This is a genomic window from Ruegeria sp. AD5, assembly GCF_056542345.1.
Genome location: NZ_JBQFZR010000002.1, coordinates 1260862 through 1286118 on the forward strand (window position 1 = coordinate 1260862; position 25257 = coordinate 1286118).

A 25257-nucleotide genomic window follows, 5' to 3' on the forward strand; every position below is an offset into this window, starting at 1 on the left:
TATGTGTGGAATTGTTGGTGTTCTGGGCAGTCACGAAGCTGCCCCTATCCTGGTCGAAGCACTGAAGCGGCTTGAATATCGCGGTTATGACAGCGCCGGTATTGCGACCGTGAACGATGGCGCTTTGGGCCGCCGACGGGCCGTCGGCAAGTTGGTGAACCTAAGCGACCTTCTGGTTCACAACCCCCTTCCGGGTAAATCCGGTATCGGTCATACCCGCTGGGCCACCCATGGTGCCCCATCGGTTAACAATGCACATCCGCACAAGGCCGGGCCTGTCGCCGTAGTGCACAACGGCATCGTTGAAAACTATCGTGAATTGCGGGCTGAACTGGCCGATAATGGGGTCGGTTTCGTGACGGATACCGACACTGAAACCGTTGCCCTGATGACGGAAAGGTACATGTCCGAAGGGCTGTCTCCGGTCGACGCCGCGTTTAAAACCATTGATCGACTCAAAGGTGCATTTGCGCTCGCCTTTCTGTTCGACGGTCAAGAAGACCTGATTGTTGCGGCGCGCAAGGGCTCGCCCCTTGCAATTGGTCACGGCGATGGTGAGATGTTTGTTGGGTCTGATGCGATCGCGCTGGCCCCCCTGACGGATCGCATCACCTATCTTGAGGAAGGCGATCGGGCGGTTCTGACCCGCACTTCGCTTGAGATTCGAACCGAATCGGGAGAGCTTGCCAACCGCGAAATTCGGCAAATTCAAATCGATCAGACCCGTGCCGACAAAGGCGGCCACAAGCATTATATGGCCAAGGAAATTGCCGAGCAGCCTGTTGTGGTGGCCGAAGCCATCCGCTCGTATCTTCCGACCGGAGGCGATCAGGTTGTATTGCCCGGTGACGGTCTGGATTTCACCAAGCTGGACCGTCTGACCATGGTGGCTTGCGGCACGGCATTCTACGCTTGCCTGACGGCAAAATACTGGTTCGAGCAGTTGGCCAAGATGCCGGTTGAAGTCGATATCGCCAGCGAGTTCCGCTATCGTGAGCCTCCAATCTCGGACCGGACGTTGGCGCTGTTTGTAAGCCAGTCGGGCGAAACCGCCGACACGCTTGCTGCCCTGCGCTATTGCGAAGGCAAGGCGGACAAGATTGTCTCGGTCGTGAATGTCGCGGAAAGCTCGATTGCGCGCGAAAGCGATGTGGCGTTGCCGATCCATGCGGGCGTCGAGATCGGTGTTGCCTCGACCAAGGCGTTCACCTGTCAGCTTAGCGTGTTGCTGATGCTTGCCCTCAAGGCCGCTGCAGATCGAGGCACGCTTAGCGATGAAGAGATCGCCGATCACGCGGCCGCCCTTCGCGGTTTGCCGACTGTTCTGAATGCTGCGCTGGATCAGAACGACGCTATTCGCCAATCCGCCCAACGCCTGTCCGAAGCGCGCGACGTGCTGTTCCTGGGCCGTGGCCTCATGTACCCGCTGGCGATGGAAGGCGCGCTGAAACTCAAGGAAATCAGCTATATCCACGCCGAAGGCTATGCCTCGGGTGAGTTGAAGCACGGCCCCATCGCCCTGATCGACAAGCATATGCCGGTTGTTGTCATGGCACCACGCGACGCAGTTTTCGACAAGACAGTTTCAAACATGCAGGAGGTGATGGCGCGCAAGGGCAAGGTTATCCTTGTCTCGGATGATGACGGTATCGCTGAGGCAGAAGAAGGAGTTTGGAGCACGATCCGTATGCCACATGTGCACACCAGCCTTGCCCCGATTCTCTATTCGGTGCCCGCGCAATTGCTGGCCTACCACACGGCGGTGGCCAAAGGCACAGATGTTGATCAGCCCCGTAATCTGGCAAAATCCGTCACGGTTGAGTGATCGGGCATGCGAGCCTATCTGGATCAGATCAAAGCCCATTCCGATCCTGAACGCGCAGAACAGGTGGCGGCCTACCATAAGGTAGACCGCCCCTATCTGGGCGTTCCGAACCCGGTTTTGAATGATCTGACCAAGGCTTGGCGGCGCGAACTTGAAGTCATCGACCGCATCGCTGTCGCCGATGGCTTATGGCAGACCAACATTCATGAAGCGCGGGTCGCGGCAGCAAAGCTGCTGACCCAAGCCCGTATCCGACCGGATGACGCGGTGTGGGACCTGCTGCAAAGCTGGCTACCGGATTTTGACGCCTGGGCTGTGGCTGATCATGCCTGTATGGCGATGCAAAAGCGCCTTTCGGCTGATCCAACCCGGCTGGATCAGGTCGAACGTTGGACCACGTCGGGCCACATGTGGACCAAACGCGCCGCGCTGGTCGCCACCTTGCCCTGGACCAAACAGAACCATCCCAAACCGGAAGACCTGGCATGCCGCGACCGTATACTCGGCTGGGCTGCCACGTATGTCTCCGATCGGGAATGGTTTATCCAGAAGGCCATCGCATGGTGGCTGCGCGAATTGTCAAAGCATGATCCAGAGCGCGTAGTCGCGTTTCTGGAAACGCACGGCGCAAACATGAAACCCTTTGCCCGCAAAGAGGCTGGGAAATACCTGCGCGCTCAGTCGGAATAGACTTCCAGTTCCACCAACTCGTCATATGGCACCAACAGCGCGCGCATGGCTTCAAGCGACAGCCGTCCGCCACCGCCTTCGGGGCCTGGTGCGGGAACAAGCGTGACATAGGCCTGCGCACCCGTGCGCGGCACAACCACGCGGCCGTTGATTTCAGTTTGTACCAGAGGCGTCTGCAACCAGCGCCCCGGTGTGTTGGGATCGCCCAGCCCGGCAACGGTCGTTTTGGCGCCAGACCACCCTGCGGCAGCCACAGGTTCAGGAGTTACCTCCGTCGCCTCTGCTGTAACGGGTTCAGCCGCCGTCTCGTTGGATGAACTTCCGAACACCCGATCCGTCGTGGACCGAACGGAATCGCAACCGGCAACGAAGCTAAAAGCTAAAACCAAAGCATATTTCATAACACAAAACCTAGAGCGCTGCGCCTAACTGTACCAGTCCAAAACGCAGATGGCACTTGCCGCGAACATGCCTCCGCTTTACCTATGAGCCATGACAGCTCCGCTTATAGACCCGTTTGCCCGCGCCATCACCTATCTTCGCGTCTCCGTTACGGATCGCTGCGATTTCCGCTGCGTCTACTGCATGTCCGAAGATATGAAGTTTCTTCCCAAGAAAGACCTTCTGACTCTGGAAGAGTTGGATCGTATGTGCACGACTTTCGTCAATTTGGGCGTCGAGAAATTGCGCATCACCGGGGGCGAACCACTGGTTAGGCGAAACATCATGTCATTCTTCAACAGCATGACCCGACATCTGGACAGCGGCGCCCTGAAGGAGTTGACGCTGACAACCAACGGATCACAATTGCACCGATTTGCGGATGATCTTTACGCAGCGGGCGTGCGGCGCGTGAATGTATCGCTCGATACGCTGGATGAAGACAAATTCGCCAAGGTCACCCGATGGGGCCGCCTGAAACAGGTGCTGAACGGCATTGACGCAGCGCAGAAGGCTGGCCTGCGGATCAAGATCAACGCTGTCGCTCTGAAAGGGTTCAACGAGCCCGAGCTACCCAAGATCACCGAATGGTGTGCCGAACGTGATATGGATCTGACCTGGATCGAGGTGATGCCCATGGGCGACATCGGCAACGAAGACCGGCTGGATCAGTATTGGTCGCTCAAAGACGTCCGCAAGGAATATCAGAACCACTATACGGTCACTGATCTGGCCGAACGGACAGGTGGTCCGGCGCGGTATGTCAGGCTTGAGGAGACCGGTCAAAAGATCGGTTTCATAACGCCACTCAGCCATAACTTCTGCGAAAGCTGCAACCGCGTGCGCCTGACCTGCACTGGTGAGATCTACATGTGCCTTGGCCAGGAAGATATGGCTGATCTGCGCGCACCCCTGCGCGATCATCCCGATACCGAGAAACCGTTGGAAGACGCGATCCGCGCAGCCATCAATCTCAAGCCCAAGGGCCATGATTTCGACTATTCCCGGCAAGCCGTCGACGGTCAGATGAGCCGCCACATGAGTCATACGGGCGGCTGAGATGCCCGGCACACCCGCGCAGCCAACGCTGCTGTACAAACTGTACTGCGGCCTCATTTCAATGGCCGAACCCTTGGTTTGGCGAAAAGTCCGCAGCAAACTGCACGCTGCGGGCGTTCCCGAAAGCCGCCAGCAAGAACGGCTTGGCCATGCCAGTTTGCCGCGCCCAGATGGGCAGCTGATCTGGTTTCACGCGGCCAGTGTGGGTGAGAGCCTATCGGTTCTAAGCCTGATCAACCGTCTGGGGCAGCGCCTGCCGAATGCTGAGTTTCTCATCACCTCAGGCACCCCGACCTCGGCGACGTTGATTGCTAAGCGCTTGCCTGCGCGGACGCGCCACCAGTATCCGCCATTGGACAGCGCCGCTCCGGTGCGCGAGTTTCTGGACCACTGGAAACCCGATGCAGGCATCTTTGTAGAAAGTGAAATCTGGCCCCGGCTGATCGTAGAGGCCGCAAATCGCGGCACGCCACTGGCGCTCTTGAATGCCCGGCTATCTGACAAATCAGTGGATAGTTGGAACAAGCGCCCGAACACTGCGCGCTTCATTCTGGATCATTTCAAGGTATTTCTGACCCAGAACGACAAAACCGCCGCTAATCTGATCGCAATTGGTGCCGACGCGGATCGCGTACAGCCCGGCACCAACCTCAAGGCCATGTCTGACCCGCTGCCCGTAAATCAGGATGTCCTGACCAAAACCCAAGCGCAGATAGATGGTCGCCCGCTATGGATTGCCAGTTCGACCCATGCAGGGGAAGAAGAAACGGTTCTGGCAGCCCACAAAGCGTTGCTACAGCGCTGGCCCGACCTGCTATTGCTGCTGATCCCTCGCCATCCGGAGCGTGGAGACGACGTTGCTAAATTGGTGAGTGATGCTGGTCTTTCGCATGCACGACGCAACGCTGACCAACAGATAGCATCAGACATACAGGTCTATGTCGCGGATACATTGGGTGAAACCGGAACCTGGTACGCCCTCTGCCCCATCGTTTTCCTAGGGGGATCGCTGAAAGAGATCGGCGGCCATAACCCGTTTGAACCGGTTCAGGCGGGGGCTGCGGTGATCACCGGCCCTGGTTATTTCAATTTTGCCGAGACATTTGAGCCGCTCATCAAAACGGGCGGCGCCGTCCGGATCAACTCGGCCAACGCATTGTCAGATGCTGTCACCCTCTGGCTGTCGGACAAAGCCGAACTGCACACCGCTCGAATGGCGGCCGACGCCTGCGTGAAAACACAGAGTTCGGCGTTGGATGCGGTGATCGAAACGCTCTGCTCCCGCCTGTCTCTCGGCTGACAAAACACACCGATCCCACTTCATCTGGCTTAAAATACCTCGGGGGTGTGGGGGCAGAGCCCCCACCCTTCCCATCAAGCAGCAGGCATCCGCTGCTCAACAATCTCGGCCCACCAACTACACCCGGCAGGAATGGCCTCGTCGTTGAAATTATACTCGGGATGATGAACCATGGCCGTATCTCCATTGCCCACCAGAATATAAGCCCCCGGACGCTCTTCGAGCATAAAGGCAAAATCCTCACCCCCCATGACAAGGGGCGCCTCGTCACAGCTGCCCGAGACCGATTTCGCCACCTCGGCCGCGAAATCGGTCTGCTCGTCACTGTTCACCATCACCGGATAGCCACGAATATAGGTCACATCCGCCGTGCCACCAAAGGTCGCTGCAACTCCTGCGCAAATCTCGTTGATCCGTTTCTCGGCAAGATCGCGCATCTCTTTGCTCATGGTGCGTACGGTGCCTTTGATCTGCACTGTTTGAGGAATGACATTGAACGCCTTCGAGGATGTCTCGAACGATGTCACAGACACCACGACCTGATCGATCGGGTCGGCATTGCGCGAGGCAATCGTCTGCAACGCCAACACGGCCTGCGCGGTCATCACGGTCGTATCCACGGTCTCCTGCGGTTTCGCGGCGTGGCCACCGCGACCTTCAAAGGTGATGTCGAACTGATCGGTCGCGGCAAAGAACGAACCCGGACGGATAGAGAAACTGCCGACCGGACGGCCCGGCCAGTTGTGCATGCCGTAGACTTCCTGAATGTTCCAGCGCGCCATCATGCCGTCTTCGCACATTTCGCGACCACCGCCGCCACCTTCTTCAGCGGGCTGGAAGATCACCACTACAGTACCGTCAAAATTACGCGTTTCCGAAAGGTATTTCGCCGCCCCGAGCAGCATCGCCGTATGTCCATCATGGCCACAAGCATGCATCGCCCCATCGGTTTTCGAGGCGTAATCCAACCCCGTCGCCTCGTGAATCGGCAGCGCATCCATATCAGCACGCAGACCGATGACTTTGCCACTCGAGTCTGATTTGCCCTTGATCACACCGACAACCCCGGTGCGACCGATCCCGGTAACGACCTCGTCGCAGCCGAACTCTTTCAGTTTGTCCGCGACCAAAGCACTGGTGCGGTGGGTTTCAAACAGAATCTCGGGGTTTTCATGAATATCCCGTCGCCATTCGGTGATTTCGGCCTGCAATTCGGCAAAGCGGTTCTTAACTGGCATGTCTTCTCTCTCCTAATTCAAGCCGCCGGCATCCGGCGCTCGACCATTTCGGCAAACCATGAGCATCCCATCGGGATGATCTCATCGTTAAAATTGTATTCAGGGTGGTGCAGCCCGGCGCTGTCGCCATTGCCCAGCACGATGAACGCTCCGGGGCGTTCTTCCAGCATGAACGAGAAATCTTCGCCGCCCATCACCATGGGCGCTTCATCACAGCTGCCACCTACGGAAATGGCGGCCTCAGCGGCAAATTCCGTCTGTTCTTCGGCGTTGATCGTCACCGGAACTCCACGCGTGTATGAGACTTTGACAGTGCCACCGAAGGTTTCAGCAATACCCTCAGCCACCTCGCTTAGCCGCGTCTCGATCAGGTCGCGCATTTCGTTCGAATGCGTTCGTACAGTACCGCGCACCTGCGCCGATTGAGGGATCACATTGAACGCTTTGGATGAGGTCTCGACCGAAGTCACAGACAGAACCGCCTGTAAAATAGGGTCCGCGTTACGCGACACGATGGTCTGAAGTGCCACGATCAGTTGCGACAACATCACTGTAGTATCAATTGTTTCATGCGGTTTCGCCGCGTGGCCGCCTCGACCTTCCAGATGAATGTCGAACTCATCCGCAGCCGCCAGCAGCGGGCCAGACCGGATCGCGAACTGCCCCGTCGGCACACCTGGCACATTGTGCATGGCATAGACTTCCTGAATGCCGAACCGATCCATCAGACCGTCTTTGCACATCGCTTCGGCCCCATTGCCGCCTTCTTCCGCTGGTTGGAAAATCACAATGGCCGTGCCGTCGAAATTCCGCGTCTCAGACAAGTATTTCGCCGCGCCCAACACCATCGCCGTATGGCCATCATGGCCACAGGCATGCATGGCGCCATCGGTTTTCGAGGCATAATCAAGGCCCGTCTGCTCCTGCATCGGCAGCGCGTCCATATCGGCACGCAGGCCGATCACACGGCCCTGCGTGTCGGTCTTGCCCTTGATGACGCCAACAACACCGGTGCGGCCAATGCCCGTCACAACCTCATCGCAACCGAACTCTTTCAGCTTTTCAGCCACCAAGGCGCTGGTGCGGTGGGTGTCATAAAGGATCTCAGGATGTTGATGAATATCCCGCCGCCAACCGGTGATTTCTTCGTGCATTTCGGCAAGTCGGTTCTTGATTGGCATCTGATCCTCCCAAATCAGGCGACGGGTAATCGTCGTTCCACCAGCTCGGCAAACCAGCTGCAACCGGCGGGAATGGCGTCGTCGTCGAAGTTGTATTCCGGGTGATGGCACATGGCCGTGTCCCCGTTCCCGATAAAGATGTAGGCTCCGGGCCGTTCTTCAAGCATGTAAGCAAAATCTTCTGACGGCATGATTGGATCGGTGCTGTCATTGACCTTGCCTGCCACGGCCTGCGCGGCCTCAGCAGCATAGATGGTTTCATCGTCCGAATTCACCGTCACCGGATAGCCCGGTGTCCACGTCATCTTAGCCGAAGCTCCAAAGGCCGAGGCAGTGTCCTCGGCGATCCGGCGCACGCGTTCTTCAGCGACCTTTCGATATTCTGGGTCAAGTGTGCGAACAGTTCCCCGCAACCGCACCGTATGGGCAATCACATTCGAGGCCACACTATCGGTTTCAAATGTCCCGACGGTCAGCACCACCCTTTTGATAGGGTCCACGGTACGCGACACCACTGATTGCAAAGCTACAACAATGTGCGACGCAATCAGCGTTGTATCTACCGCCTCATGCGGGGCGGCAGCATGACCGCCTTTACCCGTTACAACAATTTCGAATTCATCCGAAGAAGCCAGCAATGCGCCTGGTCGAATGGCAAACTCACCAACCGGCATCCCAGGCATGTTGTGCATGCCATAGACTTCTTGAATACCCCAGCGCTCCATCAGCCCGTCCTGACACATGGCCAGACCACCTGCCCCGCCTTCTTCGGCAGGCTGGAAAATCAACACAACGGTACCGTCAAAATTCCTCGTCTCGGCCAGATACTGCGCGGCGCCCAACAGCATCGAGGTATGACCGTCATGACCACAGGCATGCATCTTACCAGAAACGGTCGAAGCATAGTCCAGTCCCGTCGCCTCTTCTATGGGCAGCGCATCCATGTCGGCACGCAGCCCGATAACACGGCCTAGCGTATCCTGACGTCCCTTGATGACGGCAACCACGCCAGTCTTGCCGATGCCGGGCGTGATCTCATCCACACCGAACTCCTTCAGTCGGTCGACCACAAACCCTGCCGTTTCCTCAACATCATACATCAGCTCGGGATGCATATGCAGGTGACGACGCCATTTGGTGATCTCGCCATGCATTTCGGCGAGCCGGTTCTTGACGGGCATCTTTAACCTCTCCTTTGAGATGTTATTCGCAGAGCCTCTTTACCAGACGCTCCATAAATTTTTGACCTGCGTTGAATTGAGAAATCGTAATGAACTCATTCGGCTGATGGGCCTGCGCGATATCACCTGGGCCGCAGATAACAGCGGAATAACCGGCTTCCTGAAACTGCCCCGCCTCAGTGCCATAGCTTACCACATGTGTCGCATTGTCACCGGTGAGCGCGCGCACCAGCGTCTCGGCCTCGCCATCTTCTTCAGGCACAAGACCTGGGATCGAAAAATGCTCGGACAGCTCGATCCGGGCGTCGGGATGAACCGCTTGCATCCGCGCCTCGATCTCACGAACCTTATCGAAATAGGCCTTCTGCCAGACCGATTTTTTATCGTCCGGAACGGTGCGGAAATCCATCATAAAGCGACAGTCTTTGGCGGTGATATTATGCGCGGTTCCGCCTTCAATCATTCCCACGTGGCAGGTTGTCCAAGGGGGGTCGAAGACCGCTGCAATATCCGAAGGTTGTGCCGCCATGCTCTCGGCATTGCGCTGGTTGGCCCAATTGATCAGCGGCGCGGCCTCCATAATTGCGTTGACACCCGTATGCATGATCGAGCTATGCACCTCAAAGCCAACGATATGAGTGTCATAGCCGAACCCGCCCTTATGGCCAGTAACGGCCTGCATCATCGAAGGTTCACCCACAATCACAGCCGAGCCCTTGGGTAATACGTCCTGCATGCGAGCGATCATTGGCGGCGCGCCGGTGCATCCGACCTCTTCATCAAAGCTCAGCGCCAGTTGAAGCGGACGTTTGATACCTGAATGATGTGCCTCGACCAAAGCCCAAATCGCCAGAGCGTCGAACCCCTTCATGTCGCAAGTACCGCGACCGAAGTATTTGCCGTCTTTCTCGGTCACAACGAAAGGATCGGTATCCCAGGGCTGACCATCGATGGGAACAACATCAGTGTGACCTGATAGGACAATCGCGCCCTCTTCCCACGGGCCGACATGCGCGAACAGAGCCGCCTTATGCGGCTGATCCGGATCAGGCCAACGATGCGGTTCGATCCCGTGGCTTTGCAGATACGCCTCGACCCAATCCACCAGCGGTAAATTCGTATCGCGACTGACAGTCGGGAATGAGATCAGCTTAGTCATGATCTCTAGCGGAGACAGGCGCTCAGCCATGAGGGTCAATATCCGCTGTCAGTGGTCAAAACAAAATGGCCCGGTTCAACCTCGTTGTATTGCGAGGGTTCGGGCGCGTATCCAATCGGATGAATTGGCGACGGGATCGGTTTGAAGTTCAAGTCTTTTTCCGACTTGCGCTTGTTCGGGTCGGCAATTGGTACCGCCTTCATCAGTGCCTGCGTATAAGGGTGCTGTGGGTTCTCAAATACCCGAGCACGCGGGCCCAGTTCGACAATGCGGCCCAGATACATCACACCGACATGGTGACTGACCCTCTCGACCACCGCCATGTCATGGCTGATGAACAGATAGCTTAGGCCAAGTTCCGATTGCAGCTCCATCATCAGGTTCAGCACCTGCGCCTGAACCGAGACGTCCAGCGCCGAAACGGCCTCATCCGCGATGATTAGCTTGGGATTCAGCGCCAGTGCTCGCGCAATTGCAATCCGTTGCCGCTGACCACCCGACATCTCATGCGGGAAGCGGCGCATGAAGCTGCGCGGCAGTTGCACCTTGTCGAACAGTTGCGCCACGCGGTCCTGCAGTTCTGACCCCGACGCAACCCCATAGTTCCGCATCGGTTCAGCGACCTGATCAACCAACTGCATCTGAGGGTTCAGCGAGGCGAACGGATCCTGAAAGATCATCTGCATGTCCAGCCGCGCTTTGCGCAGGCCGGCCTGGTCCAGCTTCATGATGTCGACACCGTCCAGATCAACCTCACCCGCCATCGGCTCCACCAATCGCAGGATCGAGCGCCCTGCCGACGACTTGCCACACCCAGATTCGCCAACGAGGCTGAGAGTCTGCCCCCGGTTCAGCGTGAACGAGACATCTTCGACTGCATGCACGTTCGAGATGGTCCGGCGCAGCAATCCGCCTTTCACCGCAAATCGCGTGGTCAGGTTCTTGACCGTCAGCAACACTTCGTTCGTACCCGGGATCGGAGCGATCTTCTGGCCTTCCTCACCCAGCAGTTTCATTGGCTCGGGCGCGGCTTTGCCCTGCATCTCGCCCAATTTCGGAACCGCCGCCAGCAGAGCCTTGGTGTAATCGTGCTGCGGGTTTTCGAAGATTTCTTTGACGGTGCCTTCCTCGACCTTGTTGCCACGGAACATGACCACCACCCGGTCCGCCATCTGCGCGACGACAGCCATGTCATGGGTGATAAACATTACTGCCGTACCGGTCTCGCGCTTCAGGCGGTCCATCAGCGCCAGAATCTCGGCCTGGATGGTCACATCCAATGCAGTAGTGGGTTCATCCGCAATCAACAGGCGTGGCTCACACGCCATGGCCATGGCGATCACCACACGCTGGCGCATGCCACCGGACAGTTCATGCGGATATTGCTTCAAACGTCGCTCGGGCTCGGGGATGCGCACCTGACGCAATAGTTCCAGCGCGCGCTCTTCGGCCTGCGCTTTGTTCATGTCCTTGTGGATTCGCAATCCTTCGGTGAGCTGCCGTCCGACGGTGAAAACCGGGTTCAAGGCCGTCATCGGCTCCTGAAAGATCATTCCGATCTCATTTCCGCGAATCTGCTTCATCAGATCTTGATCGGCGTGGGACAGATCCATTTCCTCGCCGCCGCGGCGATCGAAAAGCAGTTGTCCGCCAGCAATTTCACCGCCGCCGAACTCGACCAAGCGCATCAGCGATAGAGATGAGACTGATTTGCCCGACCCCGATTCGCCCACGATACAGACGGTTTCGCCTGGGTTAACCTCGAACGAGACGTCCTCGACGCCCACCACCGGGCCATCTTTAGTTTGAAATTCGACCCGCAGTTTTTTGATCTGGGCAATTGGCTGATCCAGCACGCGCGCTCTCCCCTTGGCGGCTTTTCGGATTGGGTGCCAAACGCTAAGGCGGGCAGATGTGAAAAGTCAAACCGATAGGTCAAATTTCGCAAGGCAAGGCTTGCAATTTTCCAAAACTCTGTTTCGATACGCCGCGTAACCGTTCTGGGGAGAGGTCTGAATACACGAAGGCGATACAGTCGTTTCCGTTTGATTCCAAATCCTTATCCCTTTTGACGGCCACGCCTAACCCGCGGGCATCGCGGAGATAATCGAGACACGTATGTGTCCAACATGGAGTGTATGATGAAAATCAAAACCCTTTTGCTTGGTGCGATTGCAAGCACGGCAATGGCCCCGATGGCCATGGCCGAGCGTGGATCGGACGGCAATGTCAGCATCATTTACTGGCAAGCCCCATCGATCCTGAACCCGTTCCTTTCGGGTGGCACCAAGGATGTGGAATCCGCGTCGCTAGTGATTGAGCCGCTCGCCCGGTACAATCAAGATGGCGAAATGGTTCCGTTCCTGGCATCCGAAATTCCGACAGTTGCAAATGGTGGCGTCAGCGAAGACCTGACCTCGATCACTTGGAAAATCGCGCCGGGAATCACCTGGTCAGACGGCACACCTTTCACCTCCGCTGATGTAGTGTTCACTGCAAACTATTGCATGGACCCAGAAGGCGGTTGTGCGCAGGTGACCAAATTTGAAGGTGTCACCAATGTCGAAGCTGTCGATGATCTGACCGTCAAAGTCACATTCGATGCGCCGACCCCGTTCCCTTACGGCCCGTTCGTGGGTGGTGAGAGCCCGATCATCCAGGCGGCACAGTTCGCGGATTGCATGGGAGCCAAAGCGCCCGAATGCACCGAGCAGAACTTTAACCCGATCGGCACAGGCCCGTTTGTTGTCACCGAGTTCAAGCCAAATGACGTGATCACTTTCAAGGCCAATGATAACTACCGTGACCCGGCAAAGCCTGCGTTCGCAACGGTGACATTCAAAGGCGGTGGCGATGCAACTGCTGCTGGTCGTGCGGTCATGGAAACCGGCGAATTTGACTATGCCTGGAACTTGCAGCTTGCGCCTGAAGTGATCGCGCAGATGCAGGAAGGCGGCAAAGGTACTCCGGTCGCAGGCTTCGGCCCGCTGGTGGAACGCATCATGCTGAACCAGACCAACCCGTCGCCAGATCTGCCGGAGGGCGAGCGTTCGACTGCAACGCATCCGCACCCGTTCCTGCAGGACCCTGCTGTTTACAAGGCCATGTCGCTGGCCATCGACCGGCCGCTGCTGGTTGAAATCGGCTACGGTCAGGCCGGTAAGGTTACCTGCAACTGGGTACCTGCGCCTGCCGCGGTGAATTCCGACACATTCAGCTGCGATACTCAAGATATCGAAGGTGCCAAGAAGCTTCTGGATGACGCGGGTATCGTTGATTCCGATGGCGATGGCATCCGTGAAAAAGACGGTGTACCGCTGAAGATTGTCTATCAGACCTCTACCAACGCAGTTCGCCAGGACTTCCAGGCGCTGATCAAAGAATGGTGGAGCCAAATCGGTATCGAAACTGAGCTGCGCAACATCAATGCTTCGGTCTTCTTTGGTGGTGATCCGGGTTCGCCTGACACCTTCCAGAAGTTCTATGCCGACGTTGAAATGTATGCCAACACCTTCAACGGCACTGACCCGCAGTCCTATCTGGGCAACGGCCTGTGCGACAAGGCACCCAAGCCTGAAAGCCAGTGGCAGGGCGAGAACATCAGCCGTTTCTGCAACGAAGAGTTCGACAAGCTGCATGGCAAACTGGCCGAAACCGCAGGTGCGGATGAGCGCGCGCAGATCGCGCGTCAGCTGAACGACATCATGGTTGAAAATGGCGGAATGATCCCGCTGGTGCACCGTGGTCGTCTGTCGGCACACGCCAATACGCTGGGTGGCGTTGTCCTGAACGTTTGGGACAGCGAGCTGTGGAACATTGCGGACTGGTACCGCAAGACCGGTTCCTAAGCGTTAATCTTGCAAAACCGCGCCCCGACCCATATCGGGGCGCGGTCATTTGCAGACCACTCCAACAAGAAGACGCATATAAAGGCGCCTCTTAATGCTCAACTTTACCATCAGACGACTGGTGCTGGCCGTTCCCACGCTACTGTTCATCAGCCTCGTCATCTTCCTGCTCCTCGAACTCGCACCCGGCGATCCGATGGCGCAGGTTCCACTTACCGTCCCCCCCGAAGTCAAAGAGAAGATGCGCGAGGCACTGGGCCTCGGTCAGCCGATGCATATCCGGTTCTGGAAATGGATCGTGCAGTTCTTCTGGATCGAACCGCAGGTTCTGGTCGACTCGATCTTTGGTACAACCTTCTCCGAAGGTGACCTGCGCGTGATTTCGTGGCAGACCCGCTCACCCGTCATGGACATCGTCGTTCAGCGCATCCCGCAGACCCTGTGGGTTGTCGGCACCGCTTATGTGGTCGCCATCCTGATCGCCCTGCCCATCGGCATCTATTCGGCCTATCGCCAGTATTCCTGGTTCGACCAAATGGGCACATTCGTGTCGATGGTCGGCTTCTCGGTACCGCCGTTCTTCTCGGGCGTATTGGTGATCGTGATCTTCTCAGTCCAGCTTGGGTGGTTCCCGTCGATCTATGACACTACCCATGTGGTCAACAGCTGGGACAGCTTTGTTGTACAACTGAAACAGATGATCATGCCGGTCATGGTCCTGGCTCTGCAGATCACCGCGCAGCTCAGCCGATTCATGCGCGCCTCGATGCTGGACAACCTTAATCAGGATTATGTCCGCACTGCCCGCGCCAAGGGCCTCAGCGAATACACGGTCGTCATGGTCCACGTCCTGCGCAACTCGATGATCCCTGTGGTCACCGTTATCGCGCTTGGTATTCCGGCCATCTTCGGCGGAGCGATCATTACCGAGCAGGTGTTCAAAGTGAACGGCATCGGCCAGTTGCTGATCGGTGCCATTCAGGCCAACGACCTGCCGATGGTCCAAACCCTGACCTTCATCTTTGCCGTGCTGATCGTCCTGTTCAATCTGATCGCCGACGTTCTCTATGGCATTCTGGACCCGAGGATTCGTTATGACTGATCATGATCGTACCGATACACTGGTCCCGGACGAAGGGCTTGCGCCCGCCTCGACAGCGCTGCCAACCACCGATGTGATGGAAGAACTGGCCACCCCACCGCGGAGCCAATGGCGCGATGTCTGGGATCAGTTCAAGACCCACAAAGGCGCGATGATCGGAGCGATTCTGTTCATCTTCATCGTCGCAGGCGTCTATCTGGGACCATACTTATGGAGCATCGACCCCACTCAGATCGACATCCGTTCGCGCAATCAGGGCCCCAGTTGGGCGCATCCCTTTGGCACCGACCAGTTGGGCCGCGATATCCTAGCTCGCATGATGTCAGGCGGTCAGACATCGGTGTCAGTCGGCATCACCGCGATGCTGTTGGCGCTGTTTCTGGGCTCGTTCATCGGTGTTCTGGCCGGGTTTTTCAAGCGGCTGGATGGCCCACTGATGCGCCTGACGGATCTGTTCTTGGCCTTGCCGTTGCTACCGCTGCTGCTGGTCATGATGCTGCTCTTCCGCGAGCCGCTATCTGCTGCCTTCGGGTTAGAACGTGGAATCTTCATCCTGATCGTCTGCGCCATCGGCATCACCTCATGGATGCCCACAGCGCGGATCGTGCGCGGCGATGTGCTGGCGATCAAAGAGCGTGAGTTCGTTCTGGCCGCCCGGTCCATCGGCACCAGCAATGGCCAGATCATCACCCGGCACATCCTGCCGAATGTTCTGTCTCCGATCATGGTGTCGGCCACGCTGGGGATTGCAACTGCGATCATCACCGAAAGCGCGCTTTCCTTCCTCGGCCTCGGATTTCCGCCGGACTTCCCGACATGGGGTCGGCTGCTCTTCGATGGCGTCGACTATCTGCAGCAATACCCCGAGCGCGTGTTCTGGCCCGGACTGGCGATCTCACTAACCGTCCTCAGTGTAAATTATCTGGGTGACGGCCTGCGCGATGCGCTGGATCCACGTATTCGCGGACGATAAGCGAACTTAGTCGGCGCGCTTCAGCGCGCCGGCCAATACGATGATAAGAACGGCCAGCGGTAAAAGAACTGCAAAGGCAAATCTCAGCGTCATCAACTCGGCCAGAAATCCGATCAGAGGCGGCCCGATCAACAACCCTCCGTATCCCAAAGTCGCGACGCTTGCGATCGCCTGTCCGGGCGGGACATGCGGGTCGTTGGCCGCACGGCTAAAGGCCAGAGGCATGATTACCGCATAGCCCACTCCCATCAGAGCAAAACCTGCCAAAGCCAATCCTGCCCCTCCCGCCGATACTACGCCAAACACGCCCAGCGCGGCGCAAACGCCGCCAAATCGTGCTGTTGCAACAGGCCCGAAACGCGCGATCACCACCCCGCCCGCAAGCCGGAACGCAACCATCGTGACCGAGAAGACCGCATAGCCCAACGCCGCGATACTCTCAGCCGCACCGGTGACATCGCGCAGGAAGATCGCACTCCAATCCGCAACAGCCCCTTCGCCCAAAGCGCCGCACAGCGCTGTGAAACCCACAAGGATCAGGGCACCCGATGGCAAGGCGAACACCGATCCAGGTTTCGAAGCCGATCGTTTCGAAGTCCAGCGTACCCAAGACAAAACAAGCGCAAGCGCGACGACAACGCCACCCGCTAGCAGAAAATGTTGCAACACCGACAGCCCCATCTGTACGGCACCGTATCCGCTGAGCGCCCCCAGCCCGGCTCCAAGGCTCCACATCGCGTGAAAGGACGACATGACCGGTTTGTCATAGGCCTGTTCAACCTCCGCCGCCCAGGCGTTCATCGCAACATCCATCGAGCCATGGAAAGCTCCGAACACAAACAGAAACGCCGCAAGCGACCAGAACCCGCCGGCGAGAGCCAAAAGAATCAGGGAAAAGGTGTAGAGAACCGCGATAACCCGCGTGATCGCCACCGCCCCAAACTTGTCGGTCAAACGGCCTGTGATCGGAAACGAACACACGGCCCCTGCAGCCATGAACAGCAAACCAAGCCCTAGCGCCTCGTGCGTCAGATCCAGCCTGTCCCGAACCGCAGGTATGCGCGATGCCCAGATGCCGAACAGCGCACCGTTCAGGATAAACATGGCGGCCACAGCCCGCCACGCCGCAACAATACCGATCACAGGGAATCCTCATAAAATCTGCCAAACGCCACCCGTTCTACAGATCATTCGTCGCCCGGCATAGACCGCTTATTCAATTCGCTTCCGGATCTGGCGCACCCCGAACCAAACGGCAAGGATGACAGGCACGGTCACAATTGCCGTCAGCATCCCTTTGCTAATCCCGGCCTGCGTCAGTGGGTAGAGCAAGTAGCTGACCAGAGACACCGCATAGTAGCTGATCGCCACCACAGATAATCCCTCGACTGTGTGCTGCAATCTAAGGGCCAGATCAGCACGCCGGTCCATACTTTCCAGCAGAGCCTGATTTTGAGCGCTGCGTTCGACATCGACACGGGTACGCAACAGGTCGCCGGCGCGAATAGCCCTGTCGGACAAGGCCTGCAAACGTCGCTCGGTTGATTTCACCGTCCGCATCGCGGGGTCATAACGACGCATCATGAAATCGGCAAAACTCTGACGTCCATTGAATCTTTGTTCACGCAACACCTCGATGCGCTGATTGACAATCGCCTCATAGGCACCCGTTGCGCCGAACCGAAAAGAACACCGTGCCGAAAGTGTCTCAAGCTCGATCGAGGTAGACAGAAGATCCGGCAACAATTCGTCCGGATGGGCTGTTTCGTCGGACATCTGCCCCATCAGGCGGGTCAATTGACCATCCAGTTCGCCGATGCGCGGCATCAGTTGCTTGACCCTCGCAAATCCCAGCATCGACATTGCCTTGTAGGTCTCAATCTCGCACAACCGCTGAACGATCCGCCCGGTCCGACGCCGCCCGGTGCCTTTCTTGACAAACATCGCAAGCCGCATATGCCCCGCCGGATCAATTCGGAAATCACAAGCGCAGATCGCAGCATCATCCAGCACCCGCGCCACCGCAAGGCTTTCCGGCTCGAACCACTGAGCCAGCGAAGCCTTTGCCGCCTCATCCCCCTCGTACTCGACGACGCGAATTAAGGCCGATGTCACGCGCTGCCCCGGGCTCGCCATCAACCAATCTGGCGGAAACACCTCAAAGTCTGCCGGATTGAATGCACGTTCACTGACGTTCGGAGTGATCGCGGTATAGGTCACAAACTCGGTATGTTGTTCCCATTTCAGCCAATGACGCCCGATCTGACCCGCGTAGTGAGTGGCTTCTGGCTGAGGGTGCTGCGCGCCGTGGCGATCCAGCAGATTGATCAGGTGGGCCATATCCTCGCCACGATCGCGCGTAACCGCTTCTTTGGGCTTTTTGATCGCCAGAAACACAACCGTGCTGGGTAAAGGTGCAACCGGAAATGGGCGTGCATGCAGTTCATTGGCCAGCGTATAGCGAAGCGGATGATTGTCTATGGGCGTCATGTAAGGCTCCGGTGTATCACCGGCACTATAAGGCAGACCGACACAACATCAATTGTTTATTTATTTCAATTACTTACAAGGATACAACGGTATACAATCCCGCTATCTTATTGATTCGGCTCCCATAGCTCGATGGGATTGCCTTCAGGATCGTGGATGCGGGCGAATTTCCCGAGCTCGCTGTCCCACTCCGGGTTCGTCTCGACGGTGATTCCGGCGATCTTTAGTTGGTCGATCAACGCGCTCAGGTCATCAACTCGAAAATTGATCATCCATTGCTGCTCGGAGCGGCCAAAATACTCGGTGTCCTGCGCAAAGGGTGCGAACACCGTATATCCTTCCCGCTGCTTCCAGGGCACAGGATCGTAGTGATTGACGCCCAAATGCTTCTCATACCAAGCACTCAACGCCTGCGGATCACGGGCCCGAAAGAATATCCCGCCAATTCCATTTACCTTCTGCATGGTCTGCCTCCGACTATCCCGAACACTCGCCAAGTTTAACACTGCCCGCTTGCTTCATATCGCTAAAAATCCTTGAGGGGGTTGGAGGCAAGCCCCCATCTCATCACAAAAGAAAAGGGCGCCCTCAGGCGCCCTTTGCAATCAGATTGTCCCTTCTGATCAATCGATCATGGGCAGCAGCTTGTCGAGCGAAGCCTTGGCGTCGCCATAGAACATGCGGGTGTTCTCCTTGAAGAACAGCGGGTTCTCGATGCCCGAATAGCCGGTGCCCTGACCACGCTTGGACACAAACACCTGCTTGGCTTTCCAGCATTCCAACACCGGCATCCCGGCGATCGGGCTGTTCGGGTCTTCCTGCGCCGCTGGGTTCACGATATCGTTCGAACCGATAACGATGGCCACATCTGTATCCGGGAAGTCGTCGTTGATCTCGTCCATCTCCAGAACAATGTCATACGGTACCTTCGCCTCGGCCAGCAGCACGTTCATGTGGCCCGGCAGACGACCGGCAACGGGGTGGATCGCAAAGCGCACGTTCTTGCCCTTGGCGCGCAGCTTGCGAACCAGCTCGGACACCGATTGCTGCGCCTGCGCCACGGCCATGCCATAGCCGGGAATGATGACGATACTATCTGCATCATTCAGCGCCGCCGCGACACCATCTGCCTCGATGGCGATCTGTTCACCCTCAACAGCCATCTGTTCGCCCTGCGGGCCACCAAAGCCGCCCAGAATTACGCTGACAAAGTGACGGTTCATCGCCTTACACATGATGTAGGACAGGATTGCACCAGACGAGCCCACCAATGCACCAACCACGATCAGCAGGTCGTTGCCTAGCGAGAAGCCGATGGCCGCAGCCGCCCAACCCGAATAGCTGTTCAGCATAGATACAACCACCGGCATGTCGGCCCCGCCGATGCCCATGATCAGGTGATAGCCGATGAACAGCGCTGCCAGCGTCATCAGGAACAGCGGGAAGAAACCGCCCGAATTGGTGTACCAGATCAGGCAGATGAACGACAAAGCAGCCGCACCCGCGTTCAGAGCATGACCGCCCGGAAGCTTGGTCGCCGCCGAGGTCACCTTGCCCGCCAACTTGCCATAAGCCACGACCGATCCAGTAAAGGTGATCGCACCGATGAAGATACCGAGGAACAGCTCAACATGCAGGATCGCCAGTTCGGCCGCGGTCTTCTTCGCGATCAGCTTGGCGAACGCCCCCAGATCGGACAGGTCCGCCTGAGACGCGCTGTCAGCAATCGCCATGACTTGCGCCACATTGCCGATCTCGAAATGGGCATTGAATCCCACGAACACAGCCGCGAGACCCACCAGCGAATGCATCGCGGCCACAAGCTGCGGCATCTCGGTCATCTGCACGCGTTGCGCCACGTACTGACCGATCAGACCACCGCCCGCGATCAGCAGCAACGACAGCAGCCACAGGCCTGAACCCGGACCAACCAGCGTGGCAAAAACCGCCAGCGCCATACCAACAATGCCATACCAGACCGCCCGCTTGGCGCTTTCCTGGTTCGACAATCCACCTAGAGACAGGATGAAAAGGACAGCCGCAACGACATAGGCGGCAGTAGTGAAGCCAAATTCCATGTGCCCGGCCTCCTTAAGATTTCTGGAACATGGCGAGCATGCGCCGGGTTACGAGGAAGCCGCCGAAGATGTTGATTCCGGCCATGAAGACTGACAGCGCCGCCAGCAGAATGACCAGGAACGACCCCGATCCGATCTGCATCAAGGCTCCAACGATAATGATCGACGAGATCGCGTTGGTGATCGCCATCAGTGGTGTGTGCAGGCTGTGGCTCACATTCCAGATCACCTGGAAGCCCACAAAGATCGCCAGCACAAAGACGATGAAATGCTGCATGAAGCTGGCCGGAGCGATCAACCCCACCAGCAACATCAACGCACCGCCGACGCCCAGCAACGTGAACTGTTGCTTGGTCTGCGCTTTGAAGGCCGCGATTTCCTGCGCCCTTTTCTCTTCCGGTGTCAGTTCCTTGACCTCGGCCTTAGGCTGTGCCGCAATCGCCTGCACCTTGGGCGGAGGTGGCGGGAAGGTGATCTCGCCTTCATGGGTCACAGTCGCGCCACGGATCACGTCATCTTCCATGTCGTGATTGACCTTGCCGTCCTTCTCGGGTGTCAGGTCAGCCATCATGTGACGGATATTGGTCGCGTAAAGAGACGATGACTGCGCCGCCATCCGGCTGGGGAAGTCGGTATAGCCGATAATGGTCACGCCATTGTCGGTCACGATCTTCTCATCCGGCACCGTCAGTTTACAGTTACCGCCCTTTTCCGCTGCAAGGTCAACGATGACCGAACCCGGCTTCATGCTTTCGACCATATCTTTGGTCCAAAGCTCAGGTGCCTCACGGTTGGGGATCAGCGCCGTGGTGATGACGATGTCCATCTCGGGTGCCAGTTCCCGGAACTTGGCAAGCTGGGCGTTGCGGAATTCTTCCGACTGGACCGATGCGTAGCCGCCAGTCGATGCACCGTCCTGCTGTTCTTCCTCAAAATCCAGATAGACGAACTCAGCCCCCATGGATTCGACCTGCTCGGCCACTTCGGGGCGCACGTCGAACGCATAGGTGATCGCACCCAGCGAGGTTGAGGTCCCAATCGCGGCCAGACCAGCCACACCAGCACCAACGATCAGCACCTTGGCAGGCGGCACCTTACCGGCCGCCGTCACCTGACCGGTGAAGAAACGGCCAAAGTTGTTGCCTGCCTCGATCACAGCACGGTACCCGGCGATATTGGCCATCGAAGACAGCGCGTCCATCTTCTGCGCGCGCGAGATACGCGGGACCATCTCCATCGCGATCACGGTCGCGCCCTTGGATTTGGCGGCCTCCATCCCATCTTCATTTCCAGCCGGGTTAAAGAAGGAAATCAGGGTCTTATCCTTGGTCAGACGCTTAAGTTCGGTGGCATCGGGCTGACGCACCTTGGCAATAATATCCGCCGCCTTCCAAAGCGAGGCGGCGGTCTTCATGACCTCAACGCCTGCGGCTTCATAAGCGGCGTCCGAAAACCCCGCAGCAGCGCCTGCGCCCTTTTCGATCAGGCACTCATAGCCCAGTTTCTGCAACTGCAAAGCCGAGTCCGGAGTCATCGCGACCCGGTTCTCGCCCTTGTACGTTTCCTTTGGCGTCCCAATTTTCACCAGTCGGTTCCCCCTAATTTTTGATTCAGGCCAGGTGGGTGTTCAGCATAGAATGACAAGCAGACATGTATCCTGCGCAAGATTATTTCGCAAGCGCAGCAATTATAACGCTGTGTCATGATGACCACACCCTTATATCCATCGTCTTGTCTTGCGTTCATACTGGGCGAAATCGGCGCGGAATGTGCGGCGCAGACGGTCTTCCTCGGGTATGATAAAGCGGCGTTCCAGCACCCAGACAAAAATCGGGATCAGCACCAGCGACAACACCGCGTCAAAACGCAGGATCAACCCGGTCAGGATCAACACATCACCCACATAGATTGGATTGCGGCTGCGCTTGTAAATCCCAGTCTGCACCATGGTCGAGGGTATTTCGTGCGGAAAGACCGTGGTTTTGTGCCGGCGGAACTCGATCACCGCCATCACGGCCAGAATGATACCGCCACCGATCAGTATGCCGCTGAGCAGATCTGTCACCGCCCCATCCAGAGACAACCCCAGCGGCAACACGCGGGCCTGGACCCAGGCGAGCAAGGCAAAGCCCACAAGCCAAACAGGTGGTATGTCGATTAGGCGCATGGCTGTCCCTTCACGCGGCGACACATGGTGGCAGATGTCGCTTCTGATCGCTCTCCTATCGTTTTCTGACCGCATTGGCAAAAGCGCAGGGTGTCGCATCGACCCAGGGCGCTGGACAACCCGCACCAATAGACAGACACAACGGGATCAGATAGCCAGTTACAACCTGACTGTTTCAGAAAGACAAAGCCTCGCCATGACCGATTTCGCCAAAACCAAATCCATGTTTCACCTGCCCGAGGGCGTTCTTTATCTCGACGGTAACTCTCTGGGCCCGTTGCCGAAATCAGCCGGTGACCGTGTAGGAAGCATGATGAAGGACGAATGGGGTCAGTTGCTGATCACCGGCTGGAACAATGCCGGGTGGATGGGTATGCCGACCGGCCTGGGGGATCGGATCGGACGGCTGGTCGGGGCAGAGCCCGGCAGCGTCGTGGTGGGCGATACTCTGTCGATCAAGGTTTATCAGGCGGTCGCCTCAGCGCTGGAACTGAACCCGACCCGCAAGCTGGTCCTGTCGGACAACGGCAACTTCCCGTCGGATCTTTACATGGCAGATGGGCTGTTGCGATCACTGGGGACGGATTACGAACTGCGCGTGGTCGATCCCGAAAACGTCGCTGCACATATCACCGAAGAGGTCGCCGTTCTGATGCTGACCGAGGTCGATTATCGCTCCGGCCGTATGCATGACATGAAGGCTTTGACCGAACTGGCCCATGCGAACGGTGTCGTGACCGTCTGGGACCTTGCCCATTCTGCGGGGGCAATCCCGGTCGATCTGTCCGGTTGCAACGCGGATTTCGCTGTTGGCTGCACGTATAAGTACCTCAATGGCGGTCCCGGTGCGCCAGCGTTCGTCTATGTCGCTCCGCGTCTGTCGGATCGCGTGCGCCCGGCGCTTTCGGGCTGGTTGGGGCATGAAGCCCCCTTTGCTTTCGATCTCGACTATCGCCCCGGCGCGGGAATCGAGAGGATGCGGGTCGGAACCCCTCCGGTCATTCAGATGGCAGCGCTGTCGGCAGCGATGGATATCTGGGACATGGCTGAAATGGCCGATGTGCGCGCCAAGTCAATCGAATTGACCGAATTGTTCATTACCCGGGTTGAGGCTACCTGCCCGGGATTGACACTCGCAAGCCCCCGCGATCCAGCCCAGCGCGGAAGTCAAGTATCGTTTCATTTTGATGAAGGTTACGCTGCCATGCAGGCTTTGATCGCACGTGGCGTGATCGGCGATTTCCGAGCGCCCGATATCATGCGGTTTGGCTTTACACCGCTATATGTCGATGAAGGGGATGTAGAACAGGCCGCCCAAATTCTGGCCGATATCATAACCAACAAGCTGTGGGACAAACCGGAATACAAAATCCGTCAGCGCGTCACCTGACCTCAAGCGCCGCGCCCAAAAGCGTGGCCAATTGCGAGATACCCTGCTCAAACTCTTCAGCGCTGGAGGCTGTCATCTTGACACCCTTCAGCGATGTGGTGATTGTCTTTGCGGCCTCATCGGGGCCGACAGGCAAATGGGCGCGACCTGCCGCATCCTCGCGCCGTAACCATTCGGCGTAAAGTCGCGTCAATTTGGCCTCACCCTCCTGAACGATATCCGTCGACATGGATTTGGTCGCGTCCAGCATTTCAAGCCCATGAGGTGAGGCCAAAATTTCAGCCATCCCGCTTGATTGCGCCTCGATCGCCTGCGCGAGGATCTGAGGCAAAGGACCTTCGCTGGCCAAGGCTTCAGCGACTAGGGTGACTTTCTCGCCATAATAAAACTGCGTCAGTTCGCGAACGATGGCCTCTTTATTCTTGAAATGCAGATAGACCGCAGGCCGGGACATCCCTGCCCCTTTGGCAATGTCATCCATCGAAGTTTTCTTAAACCCATAGGTCGCAAAGGCCTGAAATGCCGATTTCAGAATGGCCGCTGTCTTGGAATCTTCACTTACGCTCGTCATGCGAGAACCTCTGACACTTCTTGTTCATTTTGTCAATTGACAAGATGACACATTTCATTAATTATGTCAGAAACCAGCCAAAGCTAAGAGAGGTGCGCCATGGCGACGGCCCTTAAGATCAACGGAAAGACCCATCAGGTTGATCTGCCTGATGATGTGCCCTTGTTATGGGTTCTGCGTGATGAGGTTGGACTAACCGGTACCAAGTTCGGCTGTGGTGTGGCTGCCTGCGGTGCCTGCACCGTTCATATTGATGGTGAGGCCGTGCGGTCCTGCCAGGTAGCGCTCTCGGATGTTTGGGGTGATGTCACCACGATCGAGGGGCTTGGCACGCCTGAAGCCATGGCAACGATCCAGAAGGCCTGGGTTGATCACCAAGTGGCGCAATGTGGTTACTGCCAGTCGGGCCAGATCATGCAGGCCGCATCGCTACTGGCTGAAAACCCGGCCCCAACGGACGAAGACATCGACGATGCGATGCAAGGCAACCTTTGCCGCTGTGGCACCTATCCTCGCATCCGCGCGGCCATCCATGATGCCGCTGCCAAGTTGAAGGAGGCTTGA

General features: G+C 57.4%; 22 protein-coding genes. 9 read left to right on the forward strand and 13 right to left on the reverse strand.

Annotated elements, in window-relative coordinates; all coding sequences use genetic code 11:
- The first annotated feature begins 1 nt into the window (after window position 1).
- Complete coding sequence (glmS, locus tag ACR0JG_RS14870) at window positions 2-1825, forward strand: glutamine--fructose-6-phosphate transaminase (isomerizing) (RefSeq protein WP_170404054.1); 1824 nt, start codon at window positions 2-4, stop codon at window positions 1823-1825.
- 6 nt (window positions 1826-1831) lie between these two features.
- Window positions 1832-2515: a DNA alkylation repair protein gene (locus ACR0JG_RS14875; protein WP_480570733.1), complete on the forward strand. Its 684-nt coding sequence runs from the start codon at window positions 1832-1834 to the stop codon at window positions 2513-2515.
- Here the strand turns inward: ACR0JG_RS14875 and ACR0JG_RS14880 are convergent.
- Window positions 2503-2916 carry a hypothetical protein gene (locus ACR0JG_RS14880; protein ID WP_480570736.1) on the reverse strand — a complete coding sequence of 138 codons (414 nt, stop codon included), beginning with the start codon at window positions 2914-2916 and terminating at the stop codon, window positions 2503-2505. The two genes, ACR0JG_RS14875 and ACR0JG_RS14880, sit on opposite strands and share 13 nt — an antisense overlap.
- Window positions 2917-3007: 91 nt before the next feature.
- Here ACR0JG_RS14880 and moaA point away from each other — a divergent pair, with 91 nt between their 5' ends.
- Both moaA and ACR0JG_RS14890 read left to right on the forward strand, forming a co-directional pair.
- A complete protein-coding gene (gene moaA, locus ACR0JG_RS14885) occupies window positions 3008-4015 on the forward strand; it encodes a GTP 3',8-cyclase MoaA (protein WP_170404063.1) in 1008 nt (335 codons plus the stop codon).
- Between the two features lies 1 nt (window position 4016).
- Window positions 4017-5315, forward strand: a complete 1299-nt coding sequence (locus tag ACR0JG_RS14890; RefSeq protein ID WP_480570739.1) for a 3-deoxy-D-manno-octulosonic acid transferase — start codon at window positions 4017-4019, stop codon at window positions 5313-5315.
- Window positions 5316-5389: 74 nt separating this feature from the next.
- Here ACR0JG_RS14890 and ACR0JG_RS14895 read toward each other — a convergent pair whose 3' ends face one another.
- Genes ACR0JG_RS14895 through ACR0JG_RS14915 form a run of 5 tightly spaced genes read right to left on the reverse strand, consistent with a single transcriptional unit; the run spans window position 5390 to window position 11930 of the window.
- On the reverse strand, window positions 5390-6553 hold the full coding sequence (locus ACR0JG_RS14895; RefSeq protein WP_170511235.1) for a M20 aminoacylase family protein: 1164 nt from the start codon (window positions 6551-6553) through the stop codon (window positions 5390-5392).
- 17 nt (window positions 6554-6570) lie between these two features.
- Window positions 6571-7734 carry a M20 aminoacylase family protein gene (locus ACR0JG_RS14900; RefSeq protein ID WP_170397097.1) on the reverse strand — a complete coding sequence of 388 codons (1164 nt, stop codon included), beginning with the start codon at window positions 7732-7734 and terminating at the stop codon, window positions 6571-6573.
- Between the two features lie 14 nt (window positions 7735-7748).
- Window positions 7749-8915: a M20 aminoacylase family protein gene (locus ACR0JG_RS14905; RefSeq protein WP_170424149.1), complete on the reverse strand. Its 1167-nt coding sequence runs from the start codon at window positions 8913-8915 to the stop codon at window positions 7749-7751.
- Window positions 8916-8937: 22 nt separating this feature from the next.
- Entirely contained in the window at window positions 8938-10104 is a 1167-nt protein-coding gene (argE, locus tag ACR0JG_RS14910) for an acetylornithine deacetylase (protein WP_480570742.1), read from the reverse strand.
- 5 nt (window positions 10105-10109) lie between these two features.
- Complete coding sequence (locus tag ACR0JG_RS14915) at window positions 10110-11930, reverse strand: ABC transporter ATP-binding protein (protein ID WP_170397103.1); 1821 nt, start codon at window positions 11928-11930, stop codon at window positions 10110-10112.
- Window positions 11931-12215: 285 nt separating this feature from the next.
- Between ACR0JG_RS14915 and ACR0JG_RS14920 the strand changes: the two genes are divergently transcribed.
- The 3 genes from ACR0JG_RS14920 (at window position 12216) to ACR0JG_RS14930 (ending at window position 15997) form a co-directional block, all read left to right on the forward strand.
- Window positions 12216-13922 (forward strand): peptide ABC transporter substrate-binding protein, encoded by a 1707-nt coding sequence (locus tag ACR0JG_RS14920; protein WP_170397105.1) that lies wholly within the window; start codon window positions 12216-12218, stop codon window positions 13920-13922.
- A gap of 94 nt (window positions 13923-14016) precedes the next feature.
- Complete coding sequence (locus ACR0JG_RS14925) at window positions 14017-15024, forward strand: ABC transporter permease (RefSeq protein WP_170397107.1); 1008 nt, start codon at window positions 14017-14019, stop codon at window positions 15022-15024.
- Complete coding sequence (locus ACR0JG_RS14930) at window positions 15017-15997, forward strand: ABC transporter permease (RefSeq protein WP_170397109.1); 981 nt, start codon at window positions 15017-15019, stop codon at window positions 15995-15997. The genes ACR0JG_RS14925 and ACR0JG_RS14930 overlap by 8 nt, the downstream gene beginning before the upstream one ends.
- Before the next feature lie 6 nt (window positions 15998-16003).
- Here the strand turns inward: ACR0JG_RS14930 and ACR0JG_RS14935 are convergent, their stop codons facing one another.
- The 6 genes from ACR0JG_RS14935 to ACR0JG_RS14960 form a co-directional block, all read right to left on the reverse strand.
- Complete coding sequence (locus ACR0JG_RS14935; protein ID WP_170397111.1) at window positions 16004-17140, reverse strand: MFS transporter; 1137 nt, start codon at window positions 17138-17140, stop codon at window positions 16004-16006.
- Window positions 17141-17209: 69 nt separating this feature from the next.
- Window positions 17210-18487 (reverse strand): DUF3422 family protein, encoded by a 1278-nt coding sequence (locus ACR0JG_RS14940; protein WP_170404096.1) that lies wholly within the window; start codon window positions 18485-18487, stop codon window positions 17210-17212.
- 107 nt (window positions 18488-18594) lie between these two features.
- Window positions 18595-18951 (reverse strand): VOC family protein, encoded by a 357-nt coding sequence (locus ACR0JG_RS14945; RefSeq protein WP_480570745.1) that lies wholly within the window; start codon window positions 18949-18951, stop codon window positions 18595-18597.
- A 159-nt stretch (window positions 18952-19110) separates the two neighbouring features.
- A complete protein-coding gene (locus tag ACR0JG_RS14950; RefSeq protein WP_170397117.1) occupies window positions 19111-20565 on the reverse strand; it encodes an NAD(P)(+) transhydrogenase (Re/Si-specific) subunit beta in 1455 nt (484 codons plus the stop codon).
- Window positions 20566-20578: 13 nt separating this feature from the next.
- Window positions 20579-22150, reverse strand: a complete 1572-nt coding sequence (locus ACR0JG_RS14955) for a Re/Si-specific NAD(P)(+) transhydrogenase subunit alpha (protein WP_480570748.1) — start codon at window positions 22148-22150, stop codon at window positions 20579-20581.
- A gap of 132 nt (window positions 22151-22282) precedes the next feature.
- Window positions 22283-22732, reverse strand: a complete 450-nt coding sequence (locus ACR0JG_RS14960) for a methyltransferase family protein (RefSeq protein ID WP_480570751.1) — start codon at window positions 22730-22732, stop codon at window positions 22283-22285.
- A 196-nt stretch (window positions 22733-22928) separates the two neighbouring features.
- Between ACR0JG_RS14960 and kynU the strand changes: the two genes are divergently transcribed.
- On the forward strand, window positions 22929-24122 hold the full coding sequence (gene kynU / locus ACR0JG_RS14965) for a kynureninase (RefSeq protein WP_480570754.1): 1194 nt from the start codon (window positions 22929-22931) through the stop codon (window positions 24120-24122).
- Here kynU and ACR0JG_RS14970 read toward each other — a convergent pair.
- A complete protein-coding gene (locus ACR0JG_RS14970) occupies window positions 24115-24693 on the reverse strand; it encodes a TetR/AcrR family transcriptional regulator (protein ID WP_480570757.1) in 579 nt (192 codons plus the stop codon). The two genes, kynU and ACR0JG_RS14970, sit on opposite strands and share 8 nt — an antisense overlap.
- 99 nt (window positions 24694-24792) lie before the next feature.
- Here ACR0JG_RS14970 and ACR0JG_RS14975 point away from each other — a divergent pair, with 99 nt between their 5' ends.
- Window positions 24793-25257: a (2Fe-2S)-binding protein gene (locus tag ACR0JG_RS14975; RefSeq protein WP_480570760.1), complete on the forward strand. Its 465-nt coding sequence runs from the start codon at window positions 24793-24795 to the stop codon at window positions 25255-25257.

What these genes read in the sequence shown, in the direction of transcription:
- ACR0JG_RS14900 (WP_170397097.1), bottom strand. Translation starts at nt 7,734, where the DNA reads ATGCCAATCAAGAACCGACTTGCCGAAATGCACGAAGAAATCACCGGT.
- ACR0JG_RS14895 (WP_170511235.1), bottom strand. Translation starts at nt 6,553, where the DNA reads ATGCCAGTTAAGAACCGCTTTGCCGAATTGCAGGCCGAAATCACCGAA.
- glmS (WP_170404054.1), top strand. Translation starts at nt 2, where the DNA reads ATGTGTGGAATTGTTGGTGTTCTGGGCAGTCACGAAGCTGCCCCTATC.
- ACR0JG_RS14880 (WP_480570736.1), bottom strand. Translation starts at nt 2,916, where the DNA reads ATGAAATATGCTTTGGTTTTAGCTTTTAGCTTCGTTGCCGGTTGCGAT.
- ACR0JG_RS14975 (WP_480570760.1), top strand. Translation starts at nt 24,793, where the DNA reads ATGGCGACGGCCCTTAAGATCAACGGAAAGACCCATCAGGTTGATCTG.
- ACR0JG_RS14960 (WP_480570751.1), bottom strand. Translation starts at nt 22,732, where the DNA reads ATGCGCCTAATCGACATACCACCTGTTTGGCTTGTGGGCTTTGCCTTG.
- ACR0JG_RS14925 (WP_170397107.1), top strand. Translation starts at nt 14,017, where the DNA reads ATGCTCAACTTTACCATCAGACGACTGGTGCTGGCCGTTCCCACGCTA.
- ACR0JG_RS14875 (WP_480570733.1), top strand. Translation starts at nt 1,832, where the DNA reads ATGCGAGCCTATCTGGATCAGATCAAAGCCCATTCCGATCCTGAACGC.
- ACR0JG_RS14890 (WP_480570739.1), top strand. Translation starts at nt 4,017, where the DNA reads ATGCCCGGCACACCCGCGCAGCCAACGCTGCTGTACAAACTGTACTGC.
- ACR0JG_RS14930 (WP_170397109.1), top strand. Translation starts at nt 15,017, where the DNA reads ATGACTGATCATGATCGTACCGATACACTGGTCCCGGACGAAGGGCTT.
- ACR0JG_RS14905 (WP_170424149.1), bottom strand. Translation starts at nt 8,915, where the DNA reads ATGCCCGTCAAGAACCGGCTCGCCGAAATGCATGGCGAGATCACCAAA.
- ACR0JG_RS14945 (WP_480570745.1), bottom strand. Translation starts at nt 18,951, where the DNA reads ATGCAGAAGGTAAATGGAATTGGCGGGATATTCTTTCGGGCCCGTGAT.
- kynU (WP_480570754.1), top strand. Translation starts at nt 22,929, where the DNA reads ATGACCGATTTCGCCAAAACCAAATCCATGTTTCACCTGCCCGAGGGC.
- ACR0JG_RS14940 (WP_170404096.1), bottom strand. Translation starts at nt 18,487, where the DNA reads ATGACGCCCATAGACAATCATCCGCTTCGCTATACGCTGGCCAATGAA.
- ACR0JG_RS14970 (WP_480570757.1), bottom strand. Translation starts at nt 24,693, where the DNA reads ATGACGAGCGTAAGTGAAGATTCCAAGACAGCGGCCATTCTGAAATCG.
- ACR0JG_RS14920 (WP_170397105.1), top strand. Translation starts at nt 12,216, where the DNA reads ATGAAAATCAAAACCCTTTTGCTTGGTGCGATTGCAAGCACGGCAATG.
- ACR0JG_RS14950 (WP_170397117.1), bottom strand. Translation starts at nt 20,565, where the DNA reads ATGGAATTTGGCTTCACTACTGCCGCCTATGTCGTTGCGGCTGTCCTT.
- argE (WP_480570742.1), bottom strand. Translation starts at nt 10,104, where the DNA reads ATGGCTGAGCGCCTGTCTCCGCTAGAGATCATGACTAAGCTGATCTCA.
- moaA (WP_170404063.1), top strand. Translation starts at nt 3,008, where the DNA reads ATGACAGCTCCGCTTATAGACCCGTTTGCCCGCGCCATCACCTATCTT.